Source organism: Paenibacillus mucilaginosus 3016 (assembly GCF_000250655.1).
Classification (GTDB): Bacteria; Bacillota; Bacilli; order Paenibacillales; family NBRC-103111; genus Paenibacillus_G; species Paenibacillus_G mucilaginosus.
The window spans coordinates 2,322,136-2,336,766 of the sequence record NC_016935.1; the positions used below are offsets into that span (position 1 = coordinate 2,322,136).

Annotated in this window: 12 protein-coding genes; 9 read left to right on the forward strand and 3 right to left on the reverse strand. The window is 52.0% G+C overall.

What is annotated here, in order from left to right:
- Positions 1 to 4 precede the first annotated feature (4 nt).
- The 3 genes from PM3016_RS10340 (at position 5) to PM3016_RS10350 (ending at position 4,913) form a co-directional block, all read left to right on the forward strand.
- Positions 5 to 2,431, forward strand: coding sequence for a glycoside hydrolase family 38 N-terminal domain-containing protein (locus PM3016_RS10340; protein WP_014369390.1), 2,427 nt, complete (start codon positions 5 to 7; stop codon positions 2,429 to 2,431).
- An 87-nt stretch (positions 2,432 to 2,518) separates the two neighbouring features.
- On the forward strand, positions 2,519 to 3,904 hold the full coding sequence (locus tag PM3016_RS10345) for an ADP-ribosylglycohydrolase family protein (protein WP_014369391.1): 1,386 nt from the start codon (positions 2,519 to 2,521) through the stop codon (positions 3,902 to 3,904).
- 121 nt (positions 3,905 to 4,025) lie between these two features.
- A complete protein-coding gene (locus PM3016_RS10350; protein WP_014369392.1) occupies positions 4,026 to 4,913 on the forward strand; it encodes an AraC family transcriptional regulator in 888 nt (295 codons plus the stop codon).
- 194 nt (positions 4,914 to 5,107) lie between these two features.
- Here PM3016_RS10350 and PM3016_RS10360 read toward each other — a convergent pair whose 3' ends face one another.
- Both PM3016_RS10360 and PM3016_RS10365 read right to left on the reverse strand, forming a co-directional pair.
- Positions 5,108 to 5,986: a ribokinase gene (locus PM3016_RS10360; protein ID WP_016362483.1), complete on the reverse strand. Its 879-nt coding sequence runs from the start codon at positions 5,984 to 5,986 to the stop codon at positions 5,108 to 5,110.
- A 214-nt stretch (positions 5,987 to 6,200) separates the two neighbouring features.
- Positions 6,201 to 7,736 (reverse strand): sensor domain-containing diguanylate cyclase, encoded by a 1,536-nt coding sequence (locus PM3016_RS10365; RefSeq protein WP_014369395.1) that lies wholly within the window; start codon positions 7,734 to 7,736, stop codon positions 6,201 to 6,203.
- Positions 7,737 to 8,067: 331 nt separating this feature from the next.
- On the opposite strand from PM3016_RS10365, the gene PM3016_RS36745 reads away from it, so the two are divergent.
- Entirely contained in the window at positions 8,068 to 9,399 is a 1,332-nt protein-coding gene (locus tag PM3016_RS36745) for a GGDEF domain-containing protein (protein WP_014369396.1), read from the forward strand.
- A 100-nt stretch (positions 9,400 to 9,499) separates the two neighbouring features.
- Here PM3016_RS36745 and PM3016_RS10375 read toward each other — a convergent pair whose 3' ends face one another.
- Positions 9,500 to 10,066, reverse strand: coding sequence for a helix-turn-helix domain-containing protein (locus PM3016_RS10375; RefSeq protein WP_014369397.1), 567 nt, complete (start codon positions 10,064 to 10,066; stop codon positions 9,500 to 9,502).
- A gap of 167 nt (positions 10,067 to 10,233) precedes the next feature.
- Here PM3016_RS10375 and PM3016_RS10380 point away from each other — a divergent pair, with 167 nt between their 5' ends.
- The 5 genes from PM3016_RS10380 (at position 10,234) to PM3016_RS38560 (ending at position 14,514) form a co-directional block, all read left to right on the forward strand.
- Positions 10,234 to 10,581: a cupin domain-containing protein gene (locus PM3016_RS10380; protein WP_238540593.1), complete on the forward strand. Its 348-nt coding sequence runs from the start codon at positions 10,234 to 10,236 to the stop codon at positions 10,579 to 10,581.
- 29 nt (positions 10,582 to 10,610) lie between these two features.
- Positions 10,611 to 11,486 carry a sugar phosphate isomerase/epimerase family protein gene (locus PM3016_RS10385; RefSeq protein WP_148279678.1) on the forward strand — a complete coding sequence of 292 codons (876 nt, stop codon included), beginning with the start codon at positions 10,611 to 10,613 and terminating at the stop codon, positions 11,484 to 11,486.
- Positions 11,465 to 12,517: a Gfo/Idh/MocA family protein gene (locus tag PM3016_RS10390; protein ID WP_148279679.1), complete on the forward strand. Its 1,053-nt coding sequence runs from the start codon at positions 11,465 to 11,467 to the stop codon at positions 12,515 to 12,517. The genes PM3016_RS10385 and PM3016_RS10390 overlap by 22 nt, the downstream gene beginning before the upstream one ends.
- A gap of 199 nt (positions 12,518 to 12,716) precedes the next feature.
- Positions 12,717 to 13,886 (forward strand): ROK family protein, encoded by a 1,170-nt coding sequence (locus PM3016_RS10395; RefSeq protein WP_014369401.1) that lies wholly within the window; start codon positions 12,717 to 12,719, stop codon positions 13,884 to 13,886.
- A gap of 325 nt (positions 13,887 to 14,211) precedes the next feature.
- A complete protein-coding gene (locus PM3016_RS38560) occupies positions 14,212 to 14,514 on the forward strand; it encodes an aldo-keto reductase family protein (protein ID WP_187298004.1) in 303 nt (100 codons plus the stop codon).
- The last annotated feature ends 117 nt before the right edge of the window (positions 14,515 to 14,631 follow it).

Genomic DNA, 14,631 nt, shown 5'->3' on the forward strand with positions numbered 1-14,631 from the left:
CACAATGAATAAGCAAAAATATTGGGTTGTCGGAAATACGCATGTGGATCTGGCCTGGAAGAAGGGTCGTCATGAGATGGCCGAGGTCTTTGATATGTATATCACCAGGGTGCTGGATATTCTGGATTCGCATCCCAAGTTCACTTACACCATCGAGCAGGCCGCCCATTACCGGCTGCTCGCCCGGCGGCGTCCGGACCTGCTTGCAAGGGTCAAGAAATACGTACAGCAGGGACGTCTAGAGATGGTTGGCGGGATGGCGTCCACTTTGGAGACAAATCTGCCGCATGGAGAGTGTTTGGTCCGCAATCAGGCTCTCGGTCTCAAGTGGACAAAGGAGAACCTGGGGGTCGACGTGCAGACGGCATGGCTTATCGATACCTTTGGGATTCATGCCCAGATCCCCCAGCTGCTGCGGGGGTTCGGTTTTGGTCGGCTCATGGCCAACCGGTTTGGCGGCAACAAGAATCATGATGTGTTCATCGCACGGGGGATTGACGGCAGCGAAGTGCTCATTGCGGGGAGAGATGTATATTCTCCTTTCATCAAGCCGGGGAACGTGCACTGGAAATTTGTCCAGGACTGGAGGGACCTGGACTCTTTGTTCGAGGAAGCCGCAGCGGATCAGGGAGAGGGCCCGTTCCTGGTTACGGCGTATACGGAGAATGAGGTGCTGCCCAGCACCCGTCCGAACTATCATATGGAGCGGGGGAATGACGGGGATAACGAAGGACGCTGGCAATATGCGACGCTCAGCTCGTTCTTTGATGCAATGGAATCGAAAGCGGCGGACTGGCCGGTTCTTCATGGAGACCTGAATCCCGAATTTACGGGGACGTTCTCTCAGCGTATCCAGATCCGGCTCCGCAACCGTCAGGTGGAGAATCTGCTCCTGGAAGCGGAGAAATGGGCGGCATGGACTCAGCTGAACGGATGGCAGAAGAAGCTGGAAGAAGCATGGTGGGAGATGGCTTATATTCAGTTCCATGATGTGTTCACCGGTTCCCATCCAACCTCCGTGTTCAAATCCCTGTTGAAGAGCCTCGATGAAGTGGAGGGGGCTGCGCAGGACGTTCTGGACCGCGCATTCCAGGCACTGCGTCCGTCGTGTTCTCCTGATGAAGACACGAGCTCTATCCTTGTGTTCAACGGCCTTCCTTGGCAGCGCAGGAGCCTGCTTGTTCTGCCAATGACGGAACTGGAAGACCATGTTCCTGTGGGGTCAAGCAAGGAGAGACCTGTGGTGTATGATGTCAAAGACGGTAACCTGCGCATCCTGTTGGAGACACCGGCTATGGGGACGGCGAGGCTGGTCATGGAGCCAGGCTCTGCTGTGGAGCCAACAGGCCGTACGGCTGAGAGGGCGAGGATAGAGAACGAATTCCTGATCCTGGAATGCGACTCCAGCTCCATGATCAAGCGCTTGATCTGGAAGGAATCGGGCCGGGTGATGATAGAGAATGCGGCGGATTTACTCACTGTGCAGAATGATCATGGCTCATTCCAGATTGAAGAGCCCCATGGCGCGGAAATACCATTATCGGTCGGAGAGGTGGAGCTCATTCAATACGAGGCCACCGCGATCGGTCACCGGGTTGTGCTGAAGGGATCGTTCACAGGCATCCCGGTCCCAGGGACAGAAGGTACGATGACGTGGCAGGCGGAACTGGAGCTGCTGAGCGGGAAGCCTGCGCTGTATATCCGCTTCCGTATCCATTGGCAGGGGGAGGCGAGCAGACTGCGGTTCAATATCTCCTCTTCGCTCGCCAGTTCCGAAGGTATCTATGAGATTCCCTTCGGGACCGTCACACGCAAGCCGTACGGAACACGCGGGACGAGCCGCGGAGAATGGCCGGCGCAGCGCTTTGTCTCCATCGAAGAGCAGGGACACGGTATGGCGTTAATCAATACAGGAGCTGCGGGAGTCGAGGTGAACGGCGGACGGATCACAACGACGCTGCTGCGCGCGCCCAAGGAAGAATATGCCGGCATGGTTCCGGATGATACCTCCTCGCAGCATGGGGAGCATACCTTCGAATTCGTCCTCGCACCTTACAGCGGCACGTGGTCTGAATCGGCCGTTCTCTCCCTGGCCCAAGAGGTCAATGTACCGCTGGGCAAGCTCCTGTTGGCGGGTGCGGTGCGGGATCAGCCGGAGGCTTCCTCCCTCATGACCCTCTCCCCCGGACATGTGGTTCTCTCTTCCGTGAAGGCTGCAGATGACGGTTCGGGAGAACTCATCATCCGGGTGTATGAGACCGCAGGCGCGGCATGCACTGCAAGGCTGAAGGTTCATGAAGCCGCGGAGATCTGGCGGACTAACCTGAGAGAGGAGCGTTTGGATCAGGTATTATTGGGTCAGGATGAGACGATCGAGCTCCCCCTTGCCCCCTTTGAAATTTGCACGCTTCGTGTGAAACGCAAAAAATGAGAGTGACCTGCACATTATGGGAGGCCTCCCCACCTCTTCTCCATTAGACTGAAGGTAAGAAATCAGGATGATATGGGAGGAATCAAGATGGCCGGATGGGTTGGTTTGCAGGAATTATTGAAGGTTGAAGTCCAGCAGCGGCAGGATGAAGATTGCAGCGTGGATGGCTTCTTGGAGAGAATTGAAGCAGCGGGTGATAACCAGGAACAGCTTATGAGTATTTACGCTGAACTGTCTGCTCTGGAGCCGAAGGTGCCGAATCTGAACGAGCCTAACGAATTGGAGAAAATTCGAGAGCTTCGCCCGGAAGGGCCCCGGGTTCTCCCGAATGAGCTGACGGCTGATCAATGGCTGGATAAGTTTCGAGGGGCATGGCTTGGAAGAGCTATCGGCTGCGCATTGGGCAAGCCTCTGGAATACCCTAACTTCATGTCAGGCTCAGACGGCCGACCAGGCTGGGAGAATGTGTATCTGTGGTTTAAGGGCGCAAATGCCTGGCCGATCAACGGCTATACACCTGAGTTTTCAACAGCCGAAGATGAGTATGGTATTAAGTTAGCTCCTTACGGGCTGGAGAGTACCAGAGAGAGAATTTCCTATATGCAGACGGATGATGACATCCGGTACACGGTATTGGGTCTGATGATGCTGGAGAGAAAAGGCCGCGAGTGGGGCTCCTGGGATATCGGCAAGCTGTGGCATGAGGTACTGAGCTACAAGCAGGTATGTACCGCCGAGACGCAGTCTTATTTGAATTTTGCTCAAGTGACGCATCATTATGAGGTGGACGGAGCACCGGCGGACTGGGGACAGAAGCAGCAGTGGGTTCGGACCTATCTGAATCCGTACCGCGAATATATCGGTGCCCAAATCCGCGCCGACGGCTTCGCTTATGGGGCTGCGGGTCAACCGGAGCTGGCAGCGGATTTTGCCTGGCGTGATGCTTCGTTCTCCCACGTCAGGAACGGCATATACGGGGAGATGTTCGTGGCCGCTATGATTGCTGCCGCCTTTGTGGAATCGAACCCGTTGAAGCTGGTGGAGATCGGTCTAAGTGAGATCCCAGCCAACTGCCGCCTGGCCCGTGACATCCGTCAGGCCGTAGAAATTGCGCAGAGCACGGAAGATCAGCTGACTTTGGTACAGCGGATTTGGGATGCTTTCAACCATTACGATTGTGTGCATACCAACAACAATGCGGCTCTGGTCGCGGCTTCCCTGGTATTTGCCAAGGGCGATTTCAATAAAGCGATCTCCACGTCCGTCCTCGGCGGTTGGGATACGGACTGCAATGGCGCCACCGTTGGTTCGATTATAGGTGCTTCGCTCGGTGCGAGTCAGCTGCCGGCCCATTGGGTAGAGCCTCTCCATGATACCCTCTACTCGGAGGTGAATGGTTTCCATCCGATTGCTATATCGGAGTGTGCCCGGAGAAGCTGCGAAGTATTCCTGAAATTAAAGGAACAAGCATAAGTCCATCTGCTTGGGTTCAAGTTCCACATGCCCGGATAAGGAAGGCTCTCTCCTTGGCCGGGCTTTTTTCTGTTACAATGAAAGCATTGATCCCAATCTGGCTCAGAGGAAGGGCAACGAGATGATCCTGCATATTGCTTATGAGGATAAAGAACTGCCGGTCAATATATTCAAGTGGATTCCGCTGCCCTCGCTGGAGCAGCAGCATCATCATCCATGCTTTGAGATGGGGATGTGTATTTCGGGTAGTGGAACATTTCACTTTGGCAGCACGGTGTATCCGGTTGCTGCAGGCGACATTTTCATTGTGAATGTATTGGAGAGCCATATTGCCCAGTCCCATCCTGACCATCCCTGCGAGTTTCTATTTCTTAACTTCGATGCGGAACTGCTGGAAAAGGAAGAGCCGGAGCTCATGGTTCCCTTCCGCTACTATCCCTTTCATTTCCGAAACCGGCTGGAGGGAGATGGAGTGATGATGGAACGGCTCCGTGTGCTGATCAGGCAGATCTATGAGGAGAAGCGGAGTATGGCGCCAGGATATCGGACGGCGGTGAAAAGCTTGCTGCTGTCCATATGCGTGGAGCTGCTGCGGATGTCCAAGGAAGAGATCAGCTCCACAATATGGATGGACGGGATGCGCAAATATGAGCATGTCCGTCCAGTACTGCAGTATATAGAGACGCATTACCAGAAAGACATAGACTTAACCCGGCTGGCTCAGCTATTTCATATCAGCCAGTCGCATCTGTCACGGTTGATTCTGGAAGCCACAGGAAGAAAGTTTAAGAGTCATATCGTCACTCTGCGTATCCAGCATGCTAAGCGGCTGCTGGCAGGGACGTCAATGAATGTGACGGAAATATGCTTCGACTGTGGTTTTCAGAGCATGGCTTCCTTTTATCGTAATTTCAAGCAGTATGTGCAGATGTCTCCTGAGGATTATCGTCGGACAGTGCTGACGAATTCCTTGAGCATCCGTGCGGATCTGTCATCGGTGATTGGTTAGACGAAAGGCACGGATGACAGCTGCAGCCGGTCATGACGGACAGAGATCCTCCTTAATGATACCCGTTCGTCCAAGTGCCGATATTACGGTCAACTGCTGCACTTTGGCGCCGGATTGCTGATGATAAAAGGCCTCCAAATCCACTCTGACCGTGGGTTTGGAGGCTTCTTCATGGGATTCAAGGAACCGATTCTTCACGCATATGTGGAGTCCACCTCGGACCATGTGGGAAGGCCTCCTTGGGCACCAAACTTCGTCACGGATAACGATGCGGTCCGGCAGGCGAAGTCCACGGCGGTCCTGAACGGGAGTCCTGCAGCTATGCAATAGCCCAGTGCGCCGTTGAAGGCATCTCCTGCCCCGGTAGTATCCGCCACCTTAACCTTAAGCGGCTTTACGGTTTGGAGCACGCCTGCCTCCAGATAGGAGCTGCCGATCGCACCACGTGTGACTACAACCGTTCCTTCATGCAGTTCTCGCCAGTAAGCCAGCTGCTCCATCAGTGCCTGGTCTGTCTCAGCCACCGGCTGGTTCGACAGCAGAGCGAGTTCCGTCTCATTGGGTGTCAGGATGTCTGCAAGCGAAAGGATATCTGCAGGAAGCGGCACAGCGGGCGCCGGGTTCAGGATGGTGCGAACACCGGCACTGCGTGCAATACCCAGTGCTTCGCGTACCGTATCAAGAGGCACTTCCAGCTGAACCAGCAGGAGATCTGCCTGCTCAATGAGCGCATGGTGACGCCGGACGGCATCTGCGGAGCAGCGGGCATTCGCTCCGGGAACGACTACGATACAGTTGTCCTCTCTCGTATGCAGGATCGTAGCTGTACCGGTTTCCACACCTGGCAGCATATCAATGGCCTCCGTGTCCACGCCAAACGCTCGGAGGCTGTCCACGAGCTGAGTGCCGAAGATGTCCGATCCTACGGCTCCGATCATCTTCACCTCGGCTCCAAGCCTGGCGGCTCCTGCGGCCTGGTTGGCGCCCTTGCCTCCGGGGACGTAGTGAACGGCGCTTCCTTGCACGGTCTCGCCGACCAACGGCATCCTGGCCATCGATACTACGATATCCATATTCAGACTTCCAACGACTGCAATCTTGGGTTTCATATCGTGCTTTGTCCTCACTTCCATCGACATCCGTTGTCTCGTATGCCGATCATGTTATCTGCTTCATGTATATAGACAGCACTTATTATAATGAAGCTGGAGAGAGAGGACTGCTCAATAACAGGCTTGTTATTCTCATTTCTTGCGGATGCACTTGCGACTGAGCTAAGCCGCTTCCCTACTCATGTGCCCCAAGCTTGCTCTTCTTCTTCATCACATACATGTCATGATCTGCCCTTTTCACAACCTCATCGGATGTTTGTCCATCCTGTGGATACATAGAAATTCCGATACTGCCGGAAACCTCAAGACAGTTCCCTTTGAACTGAAACGTTGTCTTCAGCCGCCGCATAATCCGTTCAGCCGCTTCGGCAGCGGGCTCCCTTCCAAGACATTCAGGAATTACAATGATAAATTCATCCCCTCCAAGCCTGTAAGCCCTCCCTAGCCCGGACATTTCTTCACCAAGGATTCGGCTGACGTACTTCAGAACCTCATCGCCCGCATCATGTCCGTAAGTGTCATTGATCTGTTTGAAGCCATCCAGGTCGATGACCAGCACGGCAAATGGAGTATGCTCTTCGAGGAGGGTGTTCGTGTCCTCATGAAATGACACCCTGTTACGAAGACCCGTCAAGATATCGTGATAAGCGAGGTTAATAATTTGGGCTTCATAATTTTTCTCCGTAGTGATGTCTCGGATGATCATGAATCGTACTCTCTCGTACTCAATCTCCAGAATGTCGGAGTCCAGAGAAAACACAACAGGTTCCCCCAGATGGGTGGTACAAGAAATTTGTTTATTGTTCAGTTCCCCCACAGCCAGACATAGGTTCATTTCGCGCGTCAGCTTATGCCTGTCTTCTTGGACGAACAAATCGTAGAATGAGGTGCCGATCAGCCTCTCCCTGCTGATCTGGAACCGGTTCAAGCATTGGATATTAGCGTCTTCAATGGTCATATCCTTACTCAACAGAACAATCGGGTCGGGCGAAAGGTCATACAGCTTCTTGAAACGAAGTTCATAACCCGGCATGGAGGCGTATTTGATCATGGTAACCCGTAGGGAAAGCGCCCAGTACAAACAACCAAATACAGCAATCAGCGGTATCTTGGGGTATAAAGCGCCGACCACACCGGCAAAAATACCCCACCCAAAGGTTGCAGATAGGCCAAACAGCCAGATGGAATTTTTCCTCCGTTCCATGGCATCTTCACTCCGATAGGTGGCGAACAGCACAATACCCACGATAAAATAAGCTGCTGCCAGGAACAGGAACAGGTATAGGCCTGCCGCCGGATAAAATAAGCTGTATCCCTGTTGATCGATTTCCACCCGATGCACCCAACCGGGGATCGGTGAGCTGACAGAGAATAGTAAGGCAGGCAGATAGCATACGGACAGCAGCAGCCTGCGGTTGAATCCTTCAAACTTATAGGTGGCTATCATGGACAGATGTGTGCCTATAGCTATAATGAAAGAAAGAACAGGGTATTCCAACCAGAAGACTAGAAGCTGGGATACCTTAACATTCGTTATGTACACCGATTTCAGATGCTGCAGGAAAAACCAGGTCGACATAAGAAACAGGAGGAGAGCCGCCAGCCTGTGCGTAAAGTTGTTTCTATTCTTTAGATATACTTCAATTGAAAAATAAAATAAATAAAAGGTCGACACGATATATCCGATATAAATTAGTGAGTAAAGCATCATTTAACCACCACCAATACCGCATTATACGATATTATTCGACATTAATCGATAATTTCCTCCATATGTTTGGGCTCTTTTATCGTATCCAATTACTGCTAGATCTTTTTGAACAACACAAAAAGAGACAGAGCAAGCAGTTCTGCCTGTCCGCCCATGTACATTGCCATAGGAGAATAGTTTGAGGTAGGGGATATGACTTGAACGTTGAGCGTGCGGCCCCTGAGTTCGACGATCTGACGTTATGCACTCCGTTTACATGAGAAGAGGGTGGGGAACCATTCTTCACGTCTCCACAGTATGGTTCTCTCCTAAAAGTTAAATAATACATACCTTGGCATGGAATGCTTATACGCTGGGTGATGAGAAGCTGGGCAGCTATGGCAGTGCAACATATGAGCTGCAGGTGCTCGTTCCAAATGACGGCAGGGTATGGGCTCTGGATGTTCCCGTCGTGTTCACCGCTTACCGGATCTGGGTGAATCAAGTCGAAGCAGCAAGCTCCGGTACGGTGGGGCAGTCAGCCAAAAGCGCGGTGCCGGCAAAATATCCTCAGGTTGTTTATCTCCCGGGCACAGGGCAAACCTCGCTCCATATCGTCATACAAGTGTCCAATTATGAGAACTATCGAGGGGGGCTGGTATATAGACTGTATCCGCAAGATGGGAGCAGGAGATTCAAATCCCTCCTTACTTGGGTGTGCAGCGCGTTTGGATTGTTCATCATGGCAGGAAGCATTCAACTGGTTACCGAGGCTCTGCTCTTTCTTCAGCTGTTTATTTTATTCACTGCGCTCTACATGTGCGCGGTATTTATCAGGGCGGTGAGTAGACGGAGGGAAGGGGCGCTTGCCGCCGTTGCCGGGGCCATGGTCCTTGGAGCAGCTATCATGAATGATGTGCTCTACCTTCGCGGATTAGTGCACACTGGTAATTTCACAACTTTGGGATTGTTCGTCTTCATTTTTGCGCAGAGTTATTTATTGTCCAGCGGCTTTGCGAAAGCATTCTCTTCCAGCGAGGAGCTCGCCGGCAAATTGATCCACTTGAATGCTTCGCTCGAAGAAAAAGTAAGGCAGCGAACACGGGCCTTGGAACAGGTTAATAAGTCTCTGGAGAGAATGACTTTAGCTGACGGATTAACGGGAATTTCCAACAGGAGACATTTTGATATCGCGGCGGAGAGGTTATGGGAGACCTCAATAGAGAGCGGCACACCCATGTCAGTGCTTCTGATGGATATTGATTTCTTTAAACTATATAATGACACCTACGGTCACCTACAGGGAGACGAGTGTCTCAAGGAGGTTGCACGTACGTTATTAGCTTCTGCCAATTCCGACTGCGAGTTGATTGCAAGGTATGGGGGCGAGGAGTTCGCCGTACTGATGTCCGGTAATCAGAAGGAGGCGGGCAGGGTAGCTGATCTATTGACTACCCGGATTAGGGAGCTTAATCTGCCTCATAAGAATGCGAAGCAGGGGATTGTGACGATCAGCTGCGGAACGTCAACTTGCTCTCATGGTGAGTACGCTTCCCTCTTGGCATTGATCAGGGCCGCGGATGAAGCGTTGTATACCGCCAAGAAACAGGGACGAAACCGTTATGTCCAAGCGGAAATGGTTGAGGGCGTGGAAGGTACAGGTCCGGTGGACAAACTTGAATAAACCAACACGCAAGCTGTTGACGGAGGAGGAATCCGTTCCATCAGCTTGTTTTGTGTTTCATTCGAATAGTGGTTGAATTATGATCTTCGCCGGAGCGAGCTTAGGACTTACGGGGTACCGGAGATGCAGGGAATTGGGTGAAAATGCCAATATATTTAACCTCTTCTGTCAAAGGTATCAGCGTATGCTTCTCAATCGAATCGAAGTAGAGGCTGTCGCCCGGCCTCATAGTGTACTCTACATTTCCGACTTTGTAGCGCATTTCTCCTTCCAAAATATAGATGAACTCTTCACCGACATGGCTGTATACATTCTGACTGTCTTGATCTTCTTTACGTATGACAAATAGAAAGGGCTGCATCAGCTTGTCACTGCGTTCCACGGCAAAGGTGAAGAAAGAGTAGCCCTTCTCGGTTTTCACCATGCGGCTGTCGCTGGCCTCCTTCGGCGTGAATACGGTGCCGGACTGCTGTTCATCATCCAGCAGGATGGAGATTTTGGTGCCGAGCGCATCGGCAATTTTCAGGAGGGTGGATATCGGTGGGACGGTTTTCCCGTTCTCTATTTTCGAAAGCAAGCTTTTGGAAAAATTGCAGATGCTGGCGATTTCATCCAGACTGCGGTTTTGCTCTTTTCTCAGCTTCTTGATTTTATCCCCAAGATTCATGGCTCAATCCCCTAAATAAACATCGATTCTAACAAAGTTTATCATAACTAAACAAAGTTAACCAAGTCAACGATTGAACAATTCAACAATGTTTAATATAATGAAAAAATATTGAAGAAATATGTGATCTTAGACCAATTTAAAGGGGATGAACCGTTTTGGCTACCGTGATGAATTTGTCGGATGAAAAACATGTTCTGGATATGGATTGGGGGAAGATTCAATGGCTGTGCGGTCAAGAGATCGATCCAGAGTGTGAAATGACCCTTGGCATGGTGTACATCAATGCAGGTGTTGAAAATCCGAGACATTATCATCCGAACTGCGAGGAATATATCTTTGTGCTCTCCGGGGAATGCGATCATACTTTGGGGGATGAATGCTACCATTTGAAGCCGGGCATGATGCTGCGAATTCCGAGAGGCGTCCCGCACAATGCCTCAGTAACCACTTGGGAGCCCTGTCGCATGATGATTATGTATTCTGCACCGGATCGTCAAACCATCGGCGAGTAGCAGGGGGTTAGAAGAAAAGGGGTGAATGCGTGGAGCCAAAAATTACGATGCTGAACAGTATGGGAGGGGGCGACTTTACTGCTGCGATGGATCAGTTTGTGAGGTGGGGGCTTGACGTTGTCGATCTGAAAGACGGCATCTATGGGAAGTCTATCGGAGATCTCACCGAGGAAGAAACGGATACAGCCGCGCAGGCGCTTCAAGAGCGGAATTTATCCGTCTACTGCTTTTCGACCGGGCTCTTTTACGAGGATATCGAGTACGGGGAGCAGCATTTCCGAGACCGGCATCTAGGAATGCTCGACAACATCCTAAGATCAGCCCAGAAGCTGCGGCCCTTGATGATCCGTCTGCTCGCCGCCCAAACGGCACAGCGGGACCATATTGTGAATAGTACCGATTATATTCGGGAGTGTGCGCCCTGGGTGTTTGAAGTGTATCGTGAAGCGATCGATCGGATCCATGACGCCGGCTTTCAGGTGACCATCGAAAATGAAGCGCATGCCTGCATATGGGCATCCCCGCAGGAAGTGGTGTCATTCTATCAGGAGCTGGATCGAAGCGGCAGGGTTCATTTTACATGGGATGTGCAAAATTTGTGGCAGATGGGGACATTTCCCTCGCTGTCCGTTTATAACGAGCTCAGACCGTTAATTGGATTTCTTCACCTGAAGGGTGGACAGGTCCGAGGGGCCAGCTCCGAGCTGGTTTGGAAGTCTGCCTTGGAGGACGCCTCCTGGCCGGTGGAGCAGATTACACGTCAAGCTATCGCGGATGGGGTGAGCCCGGTGATTTGTCTGAACCCTTCACACGGACAGCCTAAGGAAGGGTACGATTACAATAACCTGACGGAACGGGACCTGTTGTATCTGCGTTCAATCATATGGAAAGAGGTATCGAGTTGACCTACCAAAGAGAGTTTAAGCAGCGACTGTCTGTTGCAGTAATCGGTGCCGGCAATCATGCCTATCGGAATATCATTCCATGCTTACATCATTTGCCGGTGAGGCTGCAGGCCATTTGCGACCTTAACGAGGAATTAGCCCGCGAGACTGCCGGCCAGTTTGGTTGCAGGGCCTATATGAATCCCGCGGATCTGTTTGAGCAGGAGGAGCTTGATGCTGTATTTTTATGCGTATCTCCAAAGCTCCACCCGTATTTGGCTATGGAGGCGTTTGAAGCGGGAGTCCACGTCTGGATGGAGAAGCCGGTTTCAATGAGGGCTTACGAGGTTGAACGGATGATCGAGAAGCGAAGTGGCCTTGTATCCGTAGCAGGCTTCAAGAAAGCATTCATGCCTTCGACAGAAAAAGCGATCGAGATCGCTCATTCCGATTCGTACGGAAACCTGCAGTCGATGCTGGCTGTATATCCCATGAGCATTCCGGATCATGGACGTGAAGTGCTGGAGAGCGGACAATTTACCGACTGGCTCGGCAACGGCGTGCACCCGCTGTCACTCATGCTTGCAGTAGGAGGGGATGTCGAAGCGGTTACCGTACACCACAGCCGCAGCGGAAGAGGAGTATGCCTGCTCGATTTTGCCGGCGGGGCGGTAGGCAATTTCCACATGGCTTCGGGGCCGCATCCGATTGAGCGATACAGCTTCTACGGAAACAACTGGCATTTGGAGATCGAGAATTCCCTCCGTGTGACGCTGCAGCGGGGGATTCCTCATGAGTACAACAAGACCTGGAATTACGTGCCGGAGGGCACAGATACCGGAGCCATTGTCTGGGAGCCGCAGAATCATCTGGCTACGCTGGAGAACAAGGCTTTGTTCACTCAAGGCATGTATGGTGAAATGAAGTATTTTTGTGACTGTATCCTGGAGGGCAGGCAGCCGCAGCGAGGCTCCCTCGAATTTGCCCTCAAGCTGATGAAGGTATATGAAGCAGCTCTGCTGTCGAACGGCAAAACCATAGCAATAAGCTAGCGCAGAAGCAGCAGGTTCCATAACCCAGCGGGATTGAGCGGAATACGCAGTACCCCCGTGGGTATTCATGTGCCTCGCGGCGTTTCGTATTGGGGAAAAACGGCTCCTTTCCTTCAACATGTACGGGAAACTGTGATTGCGCCGCATCCTCACAGCAAGTTATACTACTTATTACAACATTAGTAATAAGAGGAGTCACATGAATATTACCAATACAGCCGAGATTCGGAGCCAGAATAAGAAAAAGATCATCGAGTATTTGCGAAACGAGTCGTCCACCAAGAAGATCATGTCCGACCGGCTGGAACTCAGCTTCGCAACCGTATCGAATTTGTGCAATCAGCTCATTGAGGAAGAGATTCTCCAAATCACTTCCTCAATGAGCTCCAAAGGAGGCAGAATTCCAGGGCTTATCTCTATTCGTCCTAACAGCAAGTATACACTATGCCTGGATTTTAACAATGCCGAGGACGCCAGAGTCGCTCTCGTGAACCTAAGCAACGAGCTGGTGGATTGTACAAAGGTTGTGATCCAGGAGTCAGCGGATTATTCGCAGTATCTCCAGGCTTACTACGATGCGGCACTGGGTCTCCTGGAGAAGCACAGCATTTCACACAGCCAGCTGCTTGGTGTGGGGGCCGCCATTCCCGGGATTTTCTACAAGAAAAACAACACGGTGATCAACTCAACGAACGCTTTGTTTGAGAACAAACCGATGAAGTTGGATATCGAGCAAAAGTTCGGACTTCCCGCTTACCTCGAGAATGAATCCAATCTGCTCGCACTGGCTTCACTGCTGAAGGATCAGGTGAAGGGCAGCAGCGCTGATATCGTGTATATCTACCTTGGTGAAGGTCTTGGTGTCGGAATCACCAGCAGGGGCAGCCTGCTTACCGGGACCAGAGGACTGGGCGGGGAAATCAGCCATATGGGCATCGGTGCCAGGTCATTTCCCTGTTACTGCGGGAAAGCAGGATGCATTGAGAGTGAACTCACCATCAGCGGATTTTACCGTAAGCTTCGTGGAGCAGAAACTGCTCTGCCGGACAACCCGGGCGAGTGGTGGGGGCATTTCGTGAAGGAGGTCCTGTCGGGAGAGCCTGCAGCTGTAGATGTCATTGCAGAGAATGGCAGGCTGCTGGGCAGTCTCGTTTCCGTGCTCGCCAATATTTTTGATCCGGATGAAGTATATATCGGAGGATTCATTGAGGGGATCTTTCCTGTGCTCCATCCGTACATTGTGGAAGAGGCCCAAAGCCGGATGGCCACGCATGAATACTTCTTCCCGTCCATTCGGGGTAGTGCCGGTTATGAGCACCTGCTCATTCAGGGCTGCGGCGAGCTTGTCTTCAAGCAGTGGAACCCCTAACCTTCGAGGGGCTGCTTCATAAGTCACATCAGTCACGTAACACGCTCGAAAGCCCCTCTTTTCGGCTGCTTTCTGGGAGAAAAAAGGGAATCATGGAAGGGGAGTATACGGTCATGAAAGCAACCAAGCTGATGCTCGGCGGCCACTCTTTTTTTTCCGAGCTTGCGAGTGATCCGGAACCATCCGATGCGGAGAAGGAGGCTATTGTCACGGAATGCTTAAATCTGGGCATTCATGGGTTTGACACAACCTATTACCAGGAGCGCGTACATTTGGGGCGTATTCTGGAGGAGCTGGGACGGCGTGAGGAAGCGATGCTCATGGCATGCAGCCTGGAGAAGCTGCGTTTTGCTCTGCCCGGCAGAGAGGAATCCGGTGCATCGCCCTGTCTCCGTTCGTCCGGGGCTGGAAACTGGAGAAGCTTGCAGGAAGCAGGGCGGACAACGCTTCGCTCCTGCTCCGCTGGCTGACGGGCAAGCCTGAGGTGGATGGTGTCGTCGTTTCCATGCGGAATAAGGAATGGGTCGGCGCGAACCTCGCAGCAGAGCGCGCAGGGCAGCTTAGTGTCCGGGAGCTTCAGGAGCTGGAGGAGAAGTTGAGGGTATTAAGCCCTGACGCGATGGATTAATAAGCACGCTGCTAAAACCTTTGTCCGGAATATACAAAAGCATGATGCTGCTCCTGGCGCATCATGCTTTTAATTACGTATAGGAAATTGTACGCAGCAATTAGATGCAAATCACCG

Bases quoted from the DNA above. Each gene is read 5' to 3' on its own strand.
- PM3016_RS10390 (WP_148279679.1), top strand. From the start codon at position 11,465: ATGGAAAGAGGTATCGAGTTGACCTACCAAAGAGAGTTTAAGCAGCGA.
- PM3016_RS10345 (WP_014369391.1), top strand. From the start codon at position 2,519: ATGGCCGGATGGGTTGGTTTGCAGGAATTATTGAAGGTTGAAGTCCAG.
- PM3016_RS10375 (WP_014369397.1), bottom strand. From the start codon at position 10,066: ATGAATCTTGGGGATAAAATCAAGAAGCTGAGAAAAGAGCAAAACCGC.
- PM3016_RS10365 (WP_014369395.1), bottom strand. From the start codon at position 7,736: ATGATGCTTTACTCACTAATTTATATCGGATATATCGTGTCGACCTTT.
- PM3016_RS10360 (WP_016362483.1), bottom strand. From the start codon at position 5,986: ATGGATATCGTAGTATCGATGGCCAGGATGCCGTTGGTCGGCGAGACC.
- PM3016_RS10350 (WP_014369392.1), top strand. From the start codon at position 4,026: ATGATCCTGCATATTGCTTATGAGGATAAAGAACTGCCGGTCAATATA.
- PM3016_RS10395 (WP_014369401.1), top strand. From the start codon at position 12,717: ATGAATATTACCAATACAGCCGAGATTCGGAGCCAGAATAAGAAAAAG.
- PM3016_RS38560 (WP_187298004.1), top strand. From the start codon at position 14,212: ATGCAGCCTGGAGAAGCTGCGTTTTGCTCTGCCCGGCAGAGAGGAATC.
- PM3016_RS10340 (WP_014369390.1), top strand. From the start codon at position 5: ATGAATAAGCAAAAATATTGGGTTGTCGGAAATACGCATGTGGATCTG.